At 71.4% G+C, this 14,281-nt stretch carries 14 protein-coding genes and 1 pseudogene; 6 read left to right on the top strand and 9 right to left on the bottom strand.

Features of this window, described 5'->3' with window-relative positions; genetic code table 11:
- Nucleotides 1-14 precede the first annotated feature (14 nt).
- The 4 genes from ACOBQB_RS23800 to ACOBQB_RS23785 all read left to right on the top strand — a co-directional run bounded on the left by ACOBQB_RS23800 (nucleotide 15) and on the right by ACOBQB_RS23785 (nucleotide 4,197).
- Complete coding sequence (locus ACOBQB_RS23800) at nucleotides 15-1,814, top strand: DEAD/DEAH box helicase (protein ID WP_423594160.1); 1,800 nt, start codon at nucleotides 15-17, stop codon at nucleotides 1,812-1,814.
- 326 nt (nucleotides 1,815-2,140) lie between these two features.
- Nucleotides 2,141-2,782 carry an IclR family transcriptional regulator gene (locus ACOBQB_RS23795; RefSeq protein ID WP_223774882.1) on the top strand — a complete coding sequence of 214 codons (642 nt, stop codon included), beginning with the start codon at nucleotides 2,141-2,143 and terminating at the stop codon, nucleotides 2,780-2,782.
- A gap of 201 nt (nucleotides 2,783-2,983) precedes the next feature.
- A complete protein-coding gene (locus ACOBQB_RS23790; RefSeq protein ID WP_423594159.1) occupies nucleotides 2,984-3,205 on the top strand; it encodes a hypothetical protein in 222 nt (73 codons plus the stop codon).
- A 182-nt stretch (nucleotides 3,206-3,387) separates the two neighbouring features.
- Entirely contained in the window at nucleotides 3,388-4,197 is an 810-nt protein-coding gene (locus ACOBQB_RS23785; protein WP_423594158.1) for a S16 family serine protease, read from the top strand.
- A 151-nt stretch (nucleotides 4,198-4,348) separates the two neighbouring features.
- Here ACOBQB_RS23785 and ACOBQB_RS23780 read toward each other — a convergent pair whose 3' ends face one another.
- The 6 genes and pseudogenes from ACOBQB_RS23780 to ACOBQB_RS23755 all read right to left on the bottom strand — a co-directional run bounded on the left by ACOBQB_RS23780 (nucleotide 4,349) and on the right by ACOBQB_RS23755 (nucleotide 9,322).
- Complete coding sequence (locus tag ACOBQB_RS23780; protein WP_423594157.1) at nucleotides 4,349-4,948, bottom strand: ArsR/SmtB family transcription factor; 600 nt, start codon at nucleotides 4,946-4,948, stop codon at nucleotides 4,349-4,351.
- Nucleotides 4,949-5,025: 77 nt separating this feature from the next.
- Complete coding sequence (locus ACOBQB_RS23775) at nucleotides 5,026-5,994, bottom strand: glycine betaine ABC transporter substrate-binding protein (protein ID WP_423594156.1); 969 nt, start codon at nucleotides 5,992-5,994, stop codon at nucleotides 5,026-5,028.
- Nucleotides 5,991-6,845: an ABC transporter permease gene (locus ACOBQB_RS23770; protein WP_423594155.1), complete on the bottom strand. Its 855-nt coding sequence runs from the start codon at nucleotides 6,843-6,845 to the stop codon at nucleotides 5,991-5,993. Before ACOBQB_RS23770 ends, ACOBQB_RS23775 begins: the two co-directional genes overlap by 4 nt.
- Nucleotides 6,842-8,139 (bottom strand): annotated as a pseudogene (locus tag ACOBQB_RS23765) (betaine/proline/choline family ABC transporter ATP-binding protein). The gene ACOBQB_RS23770 and the pseudogene ACOBQB_RS23765 overlap by 4 nt, the downstream one beginning before the upstream one ends.
- Nucleotides 8,132-8,779 carry an ABC transporter permease gene (locus tag ACOBQB_RS23760; RefSeq protein WP_423598708.1) on the bottom strand — a complete coding sequence of 216 codons (648 nt, stop codon included), beginning with the start codon at nucleotides 8,777-8,779 and terminating at the stop codon, nucleotides 8,132-8,134. The pseudogene ACOBQB_RS23765 and the gene ACOBQB_RS23760 overlap by 8 nt, the downstream one beginning before the upstream one ends.
- Nucleotides 8,780-8,851: 72 nt before the next feature.
- On the bottom strand, nucleotides 8,852-9,322 hold the full coding sequence (locus tag ACOBQB_RS23755; protein ID WP_423594154.1) for an Lrp/AsnC family transcriptional regulator: 471 nt from the start codon (nucleotides 9,320-9,322) through the stop codon (nucleotides 8,852-8,854).
- Between the two features lie 123 nt (nucleotides 9,323-9,445).
- Between ACOBQB_RS23755 and hppD the strand changes: the two genes are divergently transcribed.
- The gene (hppD, locus tag ACOBQB_RS23750) at nucleotides 9,446-10,594 is read left to right on the top strand and encodes a 4-hydroxyphenylpyruvate dioxygenase (RefSeq protein ID WP_423594153.1); all 1,149 of its coding nucleotides are present in this window, start codon (nucleotides 9,446-9,448) and stop codon (nucleotides 10,592-10,594) included.
- 103 nt (nucleotides 10,595-10,697) lie between these two features.
- Here hppD and ACOBQB_RS23745 read toward each other — a convergent pair whose 3' ends face one another.
- Nucleotides 10,698-11,582 (bottom strand): alpha/beta hydrolase fold domain-containing protein, encoded by an 885-nt coding sequence (locus ACOBQB_RS23745; protein WP_423594152.1) that lies wholly within the window; start codon nucleotides 11,580-11,582, stop codon nucleotides 10,698-10,700.
- Nucleotides 11,579-12,136, bottom strand: a complete 558-nt coding sequence (locus tag ACOBQB_RS23740) for a quercetin 2,3-dioxygenase (protein WP_423594151.1) — start codon at nucleotides 12,134-12,136, stop codon at nucleotides 11,579-11,581. The genes ACOBQB_RS23745 and ACOBQB_RS23740 overlap by 4 nt, the downstream gene beginning before the upstream one ends.
- Nucleotides 12,137-12,231: 95 nt before the next feature.
- Here ACOBQB_RS23740 and ACOBQB_RS23735 point away from each other — a divergent pair, with 95 nt between their 5' ends.
- Nucleotides 12,232-12,681: a MarR family winged helix-turn-helix transcriptional regulator gene (locus ACOBQB_RS23735; RefSeq protein ID WP_423594150.1), complete on the top strand. Its 450-nt coding sequence runs from the start codon at nucleotides 12,232-12,234 to the stop codon at nucleotides 12,679-12,681.
- On the opposite strand, the gene ACOBQB_RS23730 is transcribed toward ACOBQB_RS23735, so the two are convergent.
- A complete protein-coding gene (locus tag ACOBQB_RS23730) occupies nucleotides 12,667-14,265 on the bottom strand; it encodes a tetratricopeptide repeat protein (protein ID WP_423594149.1) in 1,599 nt (532 codons plus the stop codon). The two genes, ACOBQB_RS23735 and ACOBQB_RS23730, sit on opposite strands and share 15 nt — an antisense overlap.
- Between the last annotated feature and the right edge of the window lie 16 nt (nucleotides 14,266-14,281).

Raw genomic sequence — 14,281 nt, 5'->3', positions numbered from 1 at the left:
AAAACCCGGAGACCGTGACTACCACCAGCGCCGCCGCCAACTCCTCCCACCACCTCTCCCCGGCCTTCCCCGGCCGCGCCCCCTGGGGCACCGCCAACAAGCTGCGCGCCTGGCAGCAAGGGGCGATGGAGCGGTACCTCCAGGAGCAGCCGCGAGACTTCCTGGCCGTCGCCACCCCCGGCGCCGGCAAGACGACGTTCGCGCTCACGCTCGCGTCGTGGCTGTTGCACCACCACGTCGTGCAGCAGGTCACCGTGGTCGCGCCCACCGAGCACCTGAAGAAGCAGTGGGCCGAGGCGGCGGCCCGGATCGGCATCAAGCTGGACCCCGAGTACAGCGCGGGACCGCTCAGCAAGGAGTACCAGGGCGTCGCCGTGACGTACGCGGGTGTCGGCGTACGCCCGATGCTGCACCGCAACCGCTCCGAGCAGCGCAAGACCCTCGTCATCCTGGACGAGATCCACCACGCCGGTGACTCGAAGTCCTGGGGCGAGGCGTGCCTGGAGGCCTTCGAGCCCGCGACCCGGCGCCTCGCGCTCACCGGTACGCCCTTCCGGTCCGACACCAACCCCATCCCCTTCGTCACGTACGAGGAAGGCAACGACGGCATCCGGCGCTCCTCCGCCGACTACACCTACGGCTACGGCAGCGCGCTCGGCGACGGCGTCGTGCGGCCCGTGATCTTCCTGTCGTACTCGGGCAACATGCGGTGGCGTACGAAGGCGGGCGACGAGATCGCCGCGCGCCTCGGCGAGCCGATGACCAAGGACGCCGTATCGCAGGCCTGGCGGACCGCGCTCGACCCGCGCGGCGAGTGGATGCCGAACGTCCTCAAGGCCGCCGACACGCGGCTCACCGAGGTCCGCAAAGCCATCCCCGACGCGGGCGGCCTCGTCATCGCCTCCGACCAGGACTCCGCGCGCGCCTACGCCAAGCTGATCCGCGAGATCACCGGGACCAAGGCCACGGTCGTCCTCTCCGACGACACCGGCGCCTCGAAGCGCATCGACGACTTCAGCGCGAGCACCGACCGGTGGATGGTCGCCGTCCGCATGGTGTCCGAAGGCGTCGACGTGCCGCGCCTGGCGGTCGGCGTGTACGCGACGACGATCTCCACGCCGCTGTTCTTCGCGCAGGCCGTCGGCCGTTTCGTGCGGTCCCGGCGGCGCGGCGAGACGGCGTCCGTCTTCCTGCCGACCGTGCCCGACCTGCTGACCTTCGCCAACGAGATGGAGGTCGAGCGCGACCACGCCCTCGACAAGCCGAAGAAGGAGGGGGAGGAGGACCCCTACGCCGAGTCCGAGAAGGAGATGGACGAGGCGAACAAGGAGCAGGACGAGGACACCGGCGAGCAGGAGCAGTTCTCCTTCGAGGCGCTGGAGTCCGAGGCCGTCTTCGACCGGGTGCTGTTCGACGGCGCCGAGTTCGGCATGCAGGCGCACCCCGGCAGCGAGGAGGAGCAGGACTACCTCGGCATCCCCGGTCTCCTCGAACCCGACCAGGTGCAGATGCTGCTCCAGAAGCGGCAGGCCCGGCAGATCGCCCACAGCCGCAAGAAGCCGGACGAGGAGGCGGACCTGCTCGAACTGCCCGCCGAGCGGCGGCCGGTGGTCTCCCACAAGGAGCTTCTGGGGCTGCGGAAGCAGCTGAACACGATGGTCGGCGCGTACGTCCATCAGAGCGGGAAGCCGCACGGCGTGATCCACACCGAGCTGCGGCGCACCTGCGGCGGGCCGCCGAGCGCGGAGGCCACGGCGGGGCAGCTGCGGCAGCGCATCGCCAAGGTCCAGGAGTGGGCCACCCGCATGAAGTGACCCGGAGGCCGCAGAGGCAGGGAGCGAGGCGTTCCGAGTGCGGAGGGCTTGTGCGAATGTCGTACGCCCGTCCGTACCGGGCCGCTACGCGTAACGGGGCAGATGGGGGCGGTGCGGGCGCCCCCATGCCCGGATTCTGGACTGAGTCTTCCGCTGAGCGGGACGGGCTCGCTACTGTCCCCGCACACGCACACGCCCCGTGGCAGCGCCGCCGCGGAGCGCAGCCGGTGTTCCGACCGGCGGCCTCTGACGCGCGTCGCCCACGGGACCGGCGGCGCAACCGCCGCGTAAGGAGGTCGCCGACCCTCACCAAAGGAGTGGGCGTCGTGACCGCGGAGACATCCCAGACGCTGGACCGAGGACTGCGCGTCCTCAAGCTGCTGGCCGACACCGACCATGGCCTCACGGTCACCGAGCTGTCCAACAAGCTAGGCGTGAACCGCACCGTGGTGTACCGCCTGCTCGCCACGCTCGAACAGCACGCCCTCGTCCGGCGCGACCTGGGCGGGCGCGCTCGCGTCGGCCTCGGCGTGCTGCGCCTGGGCCGCCAGGTGCACCCGCTGGTGCGGGAGGCCGCGCTGCCCGCGCTGCGCTCGCTCGCCGAGGACATAGGAGCCACGGCCCACCTGACGCTCGTCGACGGCTCGGAGGCCCTCGCGGTCGCCGTCGTCGAGCCCACGTGGACGGACTACCACGTCGCGTACCGGACGGGCTTCCGGCACCCCCTGGACCGGGGCGCCGCGGGCCGCGCCATCCTGGCCGCCCGCCAGGGCCTGGTGACCGACCCCGGGTACGCGCTGACCCACGGCGAGCTGGAGGCCGGGGCGAGCGGGGCCGCGGCGCCGCTGGTCGGCGTGACCGGCATAGAGGGCAGCGTGGGCGTGGTGATGCTCGCGGACTCCGTGCCGGAGCGGGTGGGGCCGCGGGTGGTGGACGCGGCACGGGAGGTGGCCGACGCGCTGCGCTGAGGCGTTGCGCTGGGGCCGCGGGGCGAGCGGAGTCTGTGGGCGCCCGGGAGATCGCCGGCTGCGCCGAGCTCGTCCTCAATCGCCGGACGGGCTTGATGTGGCTTGTGCCGTGGTCGATGGGCGACGGGCTTGATGTGGCTCGGCCGTGGTCGATGGTCGACGGGCTGATGTGGCTTGTGCCGTGGTCGATGGGCGACGGGCTTGATGTGGCTCGCGCCGTGGTCGATGGGCGACGGGCTGATGTGGCTCGCGCCGTGGTCGATGGGCGACGGGCTGATGTGGCTCGCGCCGTGGTCGATGGTCGACGGGCTGATGTGGCTCGCGCCGTGGTCGATGGTCGACGGGCTTGATGTGGCTCGCGCCGTGGTCGATGGGCGACGGGCTGATGTGGCTTGTGCCGTGGTCGATGGTCGGCGGGCTTGATGTGGCTTGTGCCGTGGTCGATGGGCGGCGGGCTTGATGTGGCTTGTGCCGTGGTCGATGGTCGGACGGGCTGGTGTGGCTCGTGCCGTCCTCGATCGCCGGACGGGCTCGGTGTGGTTCGCGTTCGCGCTTCATGGGCCGCCCGCTCGGGCGTGCCCGCCCCGTCACGTTAGATTGATCCCGTGGTCTTCTCCCTCCCTCGTTTCACGCGCCCCCAGGCCCTCGCTGTCTGCGCCCTGCCCGTGGTGACTCTGCTCGCCGTCGCGGCGCTGGCGCCGTTGCCGTACGCCGTGGCGCAGCCCGGCGGCACGGCGAACGTCCTGGGGGAGCACGAGGGCAAGCCGGTGCTCACGATCACCGGCGCGCCCACCCGCGAGACGAAGGGCGAGCTGCGCATGACGACCATCGTGGCGACCGGCCCGCAGATGGACGTACGGCTCGGCGACGTGATCGACGGCTGGTTCCGCACGGACCGCGCGGTGATGCCGAAGGACTCGGTATACCCGACCGGTGACAACGTCAAAGAAGTCCAGAGGCACAACCTCGGCGACATGAAGAGGTCACAGGACGACGCCACGAAGGCGGCGTTGTCCTACCTGAAGGCGAACGGCTTCGACGGCACGGAGAAAGTGAACGTCAAGGCCGACCTCGGCAAGATCGGCGGTCCGAGTGCCGGGCTGTTCCTCTCGCTCGGCATCATCGACAAACTGGACGGCGACGGCAGCGGCCGTGACCTCACGGGCGGCGGCAAGATCGCCGGCACCGGCACCATCACGGCCGGCGGCGAGGTCGGCCCGGTCGGCGGCGTCGCCCTGAAGACGCAGGCCGCGCGGCGTGACGGCGCGACGGTCTTCCTGGTCCCGAAGGCCGAGTGCGGGGACGCCCAGGCGGAGCTGCCCAAGGGCCTGCGGCTGATCCCGGTCACGACACTGAAGGGAACGGTCGACTCGCTGCGGGCCCTGGCGAAGGGCGAGAAGGTCCCGAGCTGCTGACGATGCGCAGACCCACCTCGACCAGCGTCCAGCCGAGCTGAGAGCGGAGCCGAGGGCAGGCGCGTCGTTTTCGCGGTGCCGCGCGGTGTAACTCCTCCGCGCGTGCGTGGTGCAGCATCAGGTGTACGTCGGGGTGCATGCCGTGCCCCTCTCAGGTGCCGTCGGCCCTCGGCCGGGTCGGGAAGATGTGGGAGTGGACGCGCACCTTGGCCACGTCCGGTGTGTCCTCTTCGGGCGCCAACGTGCGGTAGCTCTCGACGAGTTCATGGACCTTGCGGCCCAGCTCGGCGGCGAGCGCCGGGGTCAGCTCCAGGGTGAAGTCGCTGGTGTCCGACGCCTCGCCCCAGGCCTGTGACCACTCGTGCCGGGTGGCGATCCAGGTGGAGACCTCCTGGGCGCGCTGGGTCGCGTACTCGTGCAGGAGCGTGCTCATCGCGCCGCGCACCTCCGGGTTCGGGTCGCGGGCGAGGTCTTCGTCGGCCAGCGTCCCCTGATGGGCCGAGCGCCACCACCGCTCCCGGCCCTTGCCCCGCTCGGGATCGTCCTCCACGAAGCCGTACTCCGCGAGCTGGCGCAGGTGGTAACTGGTCGCCCCGCTCGACTCGCCCAGCCTCTCGGCGAGTTGGGACGCGGTCGCCGGACCGTCCAGCCGCAGCGAGGAGAGCAGGCGCATGCGCAGCGGGTGCGCGAGGCCGCGCAGCGAGCGGGCGTCGAGATGGTGAATCCTGCGGGGCACCGACGGTTCCGTCATGCCCCTCAGCGTAGACATGCAAAGACTTTGTTGCAACGCTTTCTTTGCAACCGGTCCTTTGTAACTCCGTGGCGCGCCTACTCCTTGACGAAGCCCTCCGCGATCAGCCAGTCCTTCGCCACCTCGTGCGGGTCCTGGCCCTCCACGTCCACCTTCGAGTTCAGCTCCCGCGCCACCGTGTTGTTCAGCTTCTTCGTGATCGGCGCCAGGACGTCCGCCATCTCCGGGTGCTTCTCCAGGGACTCGCTGTTGATCTCCGGGGCCGCGTTGTAGTTGGGGAAGAAGCGCTTGTCGTCCTCCATGGTCGTCAAGTTCATCGCCTTGATGCGGCCGTCCGTCGTGAAGACCTCGCCGTAGGCGCACGTCCCCTTGGACGCCTGCGTGTAGATGATGCCGGTGTCCATCTTGGTGATGTTGGCGGCCGGGACGCTCATCCCGTACTCCTTCTGCATGCCCGGCAGCCCGTCCTCGCGCGAGGCGAACTCGCTCTCCACGCAGAGCGTGACGGCCCGCGGGTCGGACTTCGACAGGGCCGCCACGTCCGAGAGCGTCTTCGTCCTGTACTTCGCCGCGTTCTTCGCGTTCGTCGCCAGCGCGTACGTGTTGTTCAGCGCGGCCGGCGCCAGCCACGTGATGCCGTTCTTCCGGTCCGCGTCGCGCACCGCCTCCCACTGCTCGTGCGGGTCGTCGATCGGCTCGGTGTTGCCCTGGTACGTGATCCAGGCGGTGCCCGTGTACTCGTACATGGCGTCCGCGTCGCCGCTCTTGACCGCCTCGCGCGCGCCGATGGAGCCCTGGATGCCGGTGCGGTCGAGCACGTCCGCGCCCGCCGCCTCGAAGGCGATGCCCATGATCGCGCCGAGGATCAGCTGCTCGGTGAACTCCTTGGACGTCACGGTGAGATCGGCGCCCTTGAGGGGCAGGCCCCGGCCGATGGAGCCGGGCCTCACGTCGTCCACCATGGGGCTGCCGCTGGTCAGGCCGCAGCTCACCAGCAGGGCGCCGGCCAGCACCGCCAGGGCGGTCGTCCGTGTCGTCACCCTCATGAGCCCGCCTCCAGACCCCGCGGGCGCAGGAACAGTTCGGCCAGCGACGCCAGCCAGTCCACCAGCAGCGCCAGCACGATCGTCAGGATCGAGCCGAGCATCAGGACCGGCATGCGCTGATTGGTCATGCCCGTCGTGATCAGGTCGCCCAGGCCGCCGCCCCCGCCGAACGTGGCGAGGGTCGCCGTGCCGACGTTCAGCACGAGCGCCGTCCGCACGCCCGCGAGGATCAGCGGGACGGCCAGGGGGAGTTCGACCTTGCCGAGGACGCCGAGCGGTGACATGCCGATGCCGCGCGCGGCCTCCAGGAGCGTCGGGTCGTTCGCCTTCAGGCCCGCGATCGTGTTGGACAGGACCGGCAGGACGGCGTAGACGATGATGCCGATCAGGGCCGCCTTCTCGCCGATGCCCAGCCAGATCACCAGCAGCGCGAGCAGGCCGATGGCCGGAGTCGCCTGGCCGATGTTGGCCAGCGCCATCGCGGCGGGTGCCGCCCTGCGCAGCTTCCCGCGGGTCAGCAGGATGCCGAGCGGGATGGCGATGATGAGGACGAAGAAGGTGGAGACGACCGTGAGCTGGATGTGCTGGCGGAGCCTGAGCCACACGTTCCCGTCCGCCAGCGCGTTCCTGGAGATCGAGTCCAGGTCCGTTTGCTGGAACCACCCCCAGGTGAGCAGCAGGACCGCCGCGAGGACGGCGGGCAGGAACGTGACCTTCTGCCAGGTGACCCGGCGCGCCTGCCGCCCCGCCACCGGGGGCGGCGGCACCTCCTGCTCGCTCTCGCCCGCGTCACGGAAGGCGACACCCTTGACCTCATGCTCCCCCTCCGGGCGGTGCTCGTGCGGCCTCATGCCCTCGCCGCCCCTCCGAGCTCCCCGGGTCCCGGCCCCTCCTGCTCCTGGTGGGTCAACTGGGCGCGCTGCTCCTCCAGTTCGTGCTGGTGCTCGATGGCGTCGAGGCGGTCGGCCTCCAGCATCTCGTGGACGGAGTTCAGCAGCGTCTCCATGTCCACCACGCCCGTGTACTCACCGCGCCGCCCGGTCACCGCGACCCGGCCCGCGTTGTCCGTGAGCACCGCTTCGAGCGCGTCGCGCAGCGTGGCGTCGCGGGTCACCGTGTCGTGGACGAGGGTGCCCGCGCGGGCCAGGGAGCCCCGGGCCCGCATCAGGTCGCCGCGGCGCAGCCACTTGTAGGGGCGGCCGCGCTTGTCGAGCAGGAGCAGTTCGTTGGTGGTGCCCCCGCGCAGCTTGTCGAAGATGTCCTGGAGCGGGTCGTCGACGGTCACCGTCGGTACGTCGGCGATCTCCACATCGCGTACGCGCGTCAGGTTGAGCCGCTTGAGCGCCGCGCCCGCGCCCACGAAACCGGAGACGAAGTCGTCCGCCGGGTTGGTCAGGATCGCCTCGGGCGTGTCGAACTGCGCGATGTGCGAGCGCTCGCGCAGCACGGCGATGCGGTCACCGAGCTTGATGGCCTCGTCGAAGTCGTGCGTGACGAAGACGATGGTCTTGTGCAGCTCGCTCTGGAGCCGGATCAGCTCGTCCTGGAGGTGGTCGCGGGTGATCGGGTCGACGGCGCCGAACGGCTCGTCCATCAGGAGCACCGGCGGATCGGCCGCCAACGCCCGCGCCACGCCGACGCGTTGCTGCTGGCCGCCGGAGAGCTGGCGCGGATAGCGGTCGTGGAACTCGCCGGGGTCCAGGCCGACCAGGTCGAGCATCTCCTCCACCCGCGAGCGGATGCGCGCCTTGCCCCAGCCGATCATCTTCGGCACCAGGGCGATGTTCTGGGCGACCGTCATGTGCGGGAAGAGGCCGGAGGACTGGATGGCGTAGCCGACCTTGCGGCGCAGCTTCACCGGGTCGATGTCGGTGACGTCCTCGCCGTTGATGCGGATGCGGCCGCCGGTCGGCTCGATCAGACGGTTGATCATCTTCAGGGTCGTCGACTTGCCGCAGCCGGACGGGCCGACGAAGATCACCGTCTCGCCCGCCTTGATCTCCATGCTGACGCTGTCCACGGCCGGCTCGGGCTGCCCGGATAGCGCTTGGTGAGGTTCTCCAGCTCGATCGTCGCGCCGGAGGTGGTGGCGCCGGAGGTGGTGGCGCCGGGGGTGGCGGCGCCGGACTCGGTGGGATCAGACACGGATACCCCTCGGGATCGTCAGCCGGCCGATCAGGACGTACGCGGCGTCGAAGAGCAGCGCCAGGACGATGATGCCCAGGGTGCCCGCGAGCACTTGGTTGAGCGCGTTCTCGCTGCCGAGCGAGCCGATGCCGCGGAAGATCACGTTGCCGAGGCCGGGCCCGGAGGCGTACGCGGCGATGGCGGCGATGCCCATCAGCATCTGGGTGGAGACCCGGATGCCGGTGAGGATCGGCGGCCAGGCGATGGGCAGCTCCACCCGGAAGAGCCGGGCGGCCCTGGACATCCCGATGCCCTTCGCCGCGTCGACGAGCGAGGGGTCCACGCCCCGCAGGCCGACGATGGCGTTGCGCACGATGGGGAGCAGGCCGTACAGGGTCAGCGCCACGACGGTCGGCGCGACACCGAGACCCACCACCGGGATCAGCAGGCCGATCATGGCGAGCGAGGGCACGGTGAGAATGGTGGAGGTGACCGTCGTGGCGACGTTGCCCGCCCAGCCGCTGCGGTAGGTGAGGACACCGATCAGCACGCCGATCACGGTGGCCACGACCATGCACTGGAAGACGGCGCTGGCGTGTTGGTAGGCGTCCGCCAGCAGCTGTTCGTGACGGGTGCCGAGGTAGTCCCAGAAATTCACTGAAGTGCTCACCTCGCCTTCTGGGAGTGCTCCTTTGGGGCTCAGGGATCCTGCTCGGACATGCAGACCGGCTCAGACATCTTCGGACGCCTGCTCCACGAGCGGGATGATCCGCAGCGGAACAGGGTTCTCCATCACGATCGCGGTGGAGGCCCGGACGATGCCATCAAAACCCACGACCCGGTCGATCACACGTTGAAGATCGGCGTTCGACCGGGCCACGAGGCGGCAGAGCATATCGCCGTGGCCCGTGATCGTGTGCAGTTCCAATACCTCGGCGACGGTCGCCAAGTGCGCCCGTACGTCCGCGCCCTGCCCCTGTTTGATCTCCAGCGTCGCGAACGCCGTGACGGGGTAGCCGAGCGCCGCCGGGTCCACCTCCGGGCCGAACCCCCGGATGACTCCATTGGACTGAAGCCGGTCCATCCGCGCCTGCACCGTGCCGCGGGCGACCCCGAGCCTGCGGGACGCCTCAAGAACCCCGATACGCGGCTCCCGTGCCAGGAGCACGATGAGCCTGCCGTCCAGATGATCGATCGCCATGCGGCCTCCCCGGATGGTCACCATGTACAGATAGCCCGCCCATCCTGGCCACCCACTGGGCAGATTGACCACTGAAAACGCGAACTATTGCGCACCTTGCTGTTCGGCGGGAGCCTCAGAGACATGACTGAGACCACTACCCACCCCACCCCGAACACCGCGCGCGAGGCCGACCCCTTCCCGGTCAAGGGAATGGACGCGGTCGTCTTCGCCGTGGGCAACGCCAAGCAGGCGGCGCACTACTACTCCACGGCGTTCGGCATGAAGCTCGTGGCCTACTCCGGACCGGAGAACGGCAACCGCGAGACCGCCAGTTACGTGCTCACGAACGGCGGCGCCCGCTTCGTGTTCACCTCCGTCATCAAGGCCTCCACCGACTGGGGCCACTTCCTCGCCTCCCACGTGGCCGAGCACGGCGACGGCGTCATCGACCTCGCCATCGAGGTGCCGGACGCCCGCGCCGCGTACGCGTACGCCGTCGAGCACGGCGCGCGCGGCATCGTCGAGCCGTACGAGGAGAAGGACGAGAACGGCACGGTCGTGCTCGCCGCCATCGCCACCTACGGCAAGACCCGCCACACGCTGGTGGAGCGCTCCGGGTACGACGGGCCCTACCTGCCGGGTTTCGTCTCCGCGCGGCCGATGGTCGAGCCGCCGGCCAAGCGGACCTTCCAGGCGATCGACCACTGTGTCGGCAACGTCGAGCTCGGCAAGATGAACGAGTGGGTCGGCTTCTACAACAAGGTCATGGGCTTCACGAACATGAAGGAGTTCGTGGGCGACGACATCGCGACCGAGTACAGCGCGCTGATGTCGAAGGTGGTCGCGGACGGCACCCTCAAGGTGAAGTTCCCGATCAACGAGCCCGCCATCGCCAAGAAGAAGTCGCAGATCGACGAGTACCTGGAGTTCTACGGCGGCGCGGGCGTCCAGCACATCGCGCTCGCCACGAACGACATCGTCCAGTCCGTGCGCACGATGCGCGCGGCCGGCGTCCAGTTCCTCGACACCCCCGACTCGTACTACGACACGCTCGGCGAGTGGGCCGGTGAGACCCGCGTGCCCGTGGAGACCCTGCGCGAGCTGAAGATCCTCGTCGACCGCGACGAGGACGGCTACCTGCTCCAGATCTTCACCAAGCCGGTCCAGGACCGCCCGACCGTCTTCTTCGAGATGATCGAGCGGCACGGCTCGATGGGCTTCGGCAAGGGCAACTTCAAGGCTCTGTTCGAGGCGATCGAGCGGGAGCAGGAGAAGCGGGGCAACCTCTAGCCGCCGGGGAATCCTCGGGCGCCGTTGATCGCGGGCTGCGCCCAGCTCGTCCCCAATCGCCGGACAGGCTCGGTTTCTCTCGGTCCTGTCCGGCGGTCGGCGTTCAGGCCTTCGACGTGCGCGCGCGTACGAAGTCCAGTGAGCGCGTGAAGATCTCCTCGACCTCGGCTTCGGGGAGGCCGTGCCAGCCGTGGTCCGCGCCGGGGACCGTCCACAGTTCCGCCGACGCCCCCGCCCCTTCCAGCGCGGCCGCCAGCGACGCGCTGTGGGAGTGGTCCACCATCGTGTCCGCGTCCCCGTGCACCAGCAGGAACGGCGGCGCCCCGGAGCCGGCCCGGGCCAGCGGACCGGCCGCCCGCGCCGCCTCCGGTACGGCCGCCGGGGCCGCGCCCAGCAGGAGCGCCTCCGGGGTGGCGGGGTCCTCGGGGCGGAACGGGCCCCGGGCGGCGGTCAGGTCGCTCGGCCCGTACCAGATGACGGCACCGGCGAGGCCCGGCTCGTCCAGCGCGAGGAGCGAGGCGAGGTGGCCGCCCGCCGACTCGCCCCAGACCACGGCCCGCCCGGCGTCGACGCCGAGTTCCGGGCCGCGCAGGGTGAGCCAGCGCAGGGCGGTTCGTACGTCGTCCAGCGGGGCGGGGAAGGCCGCCTCGCCGCTCAGCCGGTAGTCGACGCAGGCCACCGCGAACCCGGCGGCCGCGATGCGGGCGAACGGTCCCGGAACCCACTGCCGGGTGCGCAGGCCCATGTCGTCGCGGCGCCCCTGGAGCCAGGCACCGCCGTGCACGAACAGCACCAGCGGCGCGGGGTCGGCCGCCGGGGCGGTACCCGGCAGCCACAGGTCGAGTTCCAGGGGGCGGCTGCCCATCGCCTGGTGGTAGGGCACACCGCGCAGTTCGCGCACGCCCGGCTCGCGCACCGCCGCGGGCGGCAGCGGGGCCCGGTCGGGGTGGGGCGCGGAGATCAGCTGCCGCAGCGCGGGCCCGGTCACCGGGTGCGCCACTGGTGGCCGGGCAGGAAGTTCACGTCGTACTCCTGGGGCACGGTCCCGAACTTGCGGGGCTCGGGTATGAGCGGCTGGTGCGGCAGGCCGTGCTGCTCCGTGGGTGCGCCGAGGTTCTCGAAGAACCGCTCGAAGGTGCCGCCGGGGCCCGCGGCGACGCCGACGACCTGGCTGTGGTGGCGCTCCATGCGGTAGGCATGCGTGCAGTTCTTCGGTACGAAGCCGAAGTCGCCGGGGGTGAGCAGCTTCTCCTGCTGGACGCCCTCGGTGTCCTCGACGAACAGCCGGACGGCGCCCTGGGTGACGTAGAAGACCTCGTGGGTGTCGGCGTGCATGTGGGCAGGGATGAGGTCGCCCTTGGGCCCCTCCACGGTGAAGAAGTTGAAGGTGTTCTCGGTCTGCTCGCCGCCCGCGTAGACGGTGACGAGGTCGCCGAAGAGGTGGGCGCGGTCGCCCTCGCCCTTCTCGATGAAGTAGGGCTTGCCCGGGTCCGCGGGGATGCGGGAGGCGGGCCGGTAGCGCGTGGCGTACTCGATGGTCATGGAATGCTCCGGAACGTCGGATCGAGAGGGATGTCAGGTAGCCTGACATTCGAGGGTGCCGGTGAGCAAGCCGGTGAGCACATCTGTGAGGAAAAATGTCGTCCACCCAGCGCGACCTGCCCCAGCTCCTCGGCGAGGCCCGCCGCTGGTGCGAGGAAGGGCTCTTCGCCGCCATGGAGGCCGCGGGCGAGACCCCGGTCTCCCCGACACAGGTGCAGCTCTGCTCCGTCCTGGACGACGAGGGCACCACGGTCTCCGAACTGGCGCGGCGCATGGGCGTCACCCGGCAGACCGCCCACCAGGCCGTGCACGGACTCGTCGCCGCCGGAATCCTCGAACAGGCCCCGGACCCCGCCTCCGCCAGGCAGCGCCTGATCAGGCGCACCGCCGAGGGCGAGCGCGTCCACCGCCTGGCCAAGGCCGCCCTCGCCCGCATCGAGGAGCAGCTCGCCGGACGCATCGGCGCGGACCTGGTCGTCGCCCTGCGGACCGCCCTGGAGACGCCGTGGGGCCCGCCGCCCGCCCCAAACTCAGCTACCGGGTGACGCCGTGCGCACGCGGCCGGGGGCCGCGGGGGACGACCGGCGAGGACTGCTCGGCGCGGCCCGGCGCGAGGTCCAGGGGCGGGGCGCGGCCTGGCGGGGCGCGGCCTGGCGTGGCGTGGTCCGACGCCGCGAGGACTGGCGCTGCGCGGAGCCGGGCTTCGATCCGCGCGGCTCCGTCCGCCGCGGGCGCTCGGGGCCCTGTGCCGCCGGGGCCGGCTCGTACACCTGCTCGGGCCCGCCCTCCGGCGGCTCGCCCAGCGCCGCCAGGGCCCGCTTCGCCCTGGGCACGGCCAGCGGCGAGAAGTACGGGTTGACGCGCAGGGCCTCCCCGATGTGCCGCCGCGCCGCGCCGTACCGGCCCAGCTGCCGTTCGATCTCCCCCCGGTGGTAGGCGAACAGCGCGCTGCGCGGCCCCTTCTCGATCGCCTTGGTGACGAGCTTCAGGCCCTTCTCGCCCTCCCCGGAGCGGTGCAGCGCCCACCCCAGCGCGTCCGCCGTCTCCGGACTGCCGTGCCGCTTGTACTCCGCCTCCAGCCGCTCCACCGCGGCCTCCGGGTCACCGTGGTCCGCCTCGAAGAGACCGAGCACCCGTTCGTTGTTGACGCCGGCCGCGCTCTCCTCCCGCACCCGCGCCCGCAGCACGTCGTACTGGGCGCGCGCGGCGGGCCGCAGCTTCAGCGCCTCGTACAGCTCGCCCAGCTCCAGGGCGTACTCGGGCAGCGGCTGCCGGGTGAGCGCCGAGCGGTAGGCGTGCAGCGCCTCCGACGTGCGGCCGAGCGCCGCGAGCGCGCGGCCCCGGCCCGCCAGCGAGGCATGGTGCTCGGGATCGGAGGCGAGCGCGGCGTCGTAGTGGCGCAGCGCCACCGCCGGCTCGCCCCGCTCCCACGCCAGCTCCCCGACACGGTGCAGGCACGCCGCCTTCTCCGCCGGGGTCTCGGCGAGCGCCGCCGCGTCGGTCAGGGCGGCGTTGGCGTCCTCGCGCCAGCCGCGGTCGCGGTAGACCTGCCCGGCGCGCGCCTTCACGGCCGAACGCGAGCCCAGCTTCTTGAGGGACTCCAGGGCCTTGCCGACCTTCTTGGCGTCGCCGAGCCCGGTGTAGGCGTCGATCAGCGCGGAGTGGGCCACCCACCGCTTCGGCGCCTGCCGCACCGCCTGCTCGCCCCACATGCGGGCCGCCCGGAAGTCGTGCCGGACGTTGGCGAGGGCCGCGAGCCCCGTCAGGGCCTCCGGGTTGCCCTCGGGCCGCGCCGTCAGCGACGTACGCAGCGCCTGCTCGGCCTTCGGGTAGTACGCGACGTCGGCGGTGCGCGCGCCCCGCGCCACATACGCCGAGCCGAGGACCGCCCAGGAGTGCTCGTCCCCCGGGTGCGCCCGCAGATGCGCCTCCCGGTCCCCGATGAGCGCCGCCAGATCCGCCGGCGCGGCCGGCCTGCCCGCCGCCACGGCCACCCGGGCGCGCCCCACGGGCCCGAGCGCGGGCGGCGAGGCGTCCCCGCGGCCCAGCGGCACCAGCACATAGGCGGCTCCGAGCACCACCGAACCCGCCACGGAGACGATCAGCGCACGCCGCACCGAAGACCTCATCGGGGGCCGGTAAGGC

Origin of the sequence: Streptomyces sp. G5(2025), assembly GCF_049542075.1 — a bacterium.
Taxonomy (GTDB): domain Bacteria; phylum Actinomycetota; class Actinomycetes; order Streptomycetales; family Streptomycetaceae; genus Streptomyces.
Note: the sequence above shows the minus strand (reverse complement) of the source record. Positions and strands in the feature narration are given on the sequence as shown.

What these genes read in the sequence shown, in the direction of transcription:
- hppD (WP_423594153.1), top strand. Translation starts at nt 9,446, where the DNA reads ATGACTGAGACCACTACCCACCCCACCCCGAACACCGCGCGCGAGGCC.
- ACOBQB_RS23730 (WP_423594149.1), bottom strand. Translation starts at nt 14,265, where the DNA reads ATGAGGTCTTCGGTGCGGCGTGCGCTGATCGTCTCCGTGGCGGGTTCG.
- ACOBQB_RS23780 (WP_423594157.1), bottom strand. Translation starts at nt 4,948, where the DNA reads ATGACGGAACCGTCGGTGCCCCGCAGGATTCACCATCTCGACGCCCGC.
- ACOBQB_RS23735 (WP_423594150.1), top strand. Translation starts at nt 12,232, where the DNA reads ATGTCGTCCACCCAGCGCGACCTGCCCCAGCTCCTCGGCGAGGCCCGC.
- ACOBQB_RS23755 (WP_423594154.1), bottom strand. Translation starts at nt 9,322, where the DNA reads ATGGCGATCGATCATCTGGACGGCAGGCTCATCGTGCTCCTGGCACGG.
- ACOBQB_RS23740 (WP_423594151.1), bottom strand. Translation starts at nt 12,136, where the DNA reads ATGACCATCGAGTACGCCACGCGCTACCGGCCCGCCTCCCGCATCCCC.
- ACOBQB_RS23775 (WP_423594156.1), bottom strand. Translation starts at nt 5,994, where the DNA reads ATGAGGGTGACGACACGGACGACCGCCCTGGCGGTGCTGGCCGGCGCC.
- ACOBQB_RS23770 (WP_423594155.1), bottom strand. Translation starts at nt 6,845, where the DNA reads ATGAGGCCGCACGAGCACCGCCCGGAGGGGGAGCATGAGGTCAAGGGT.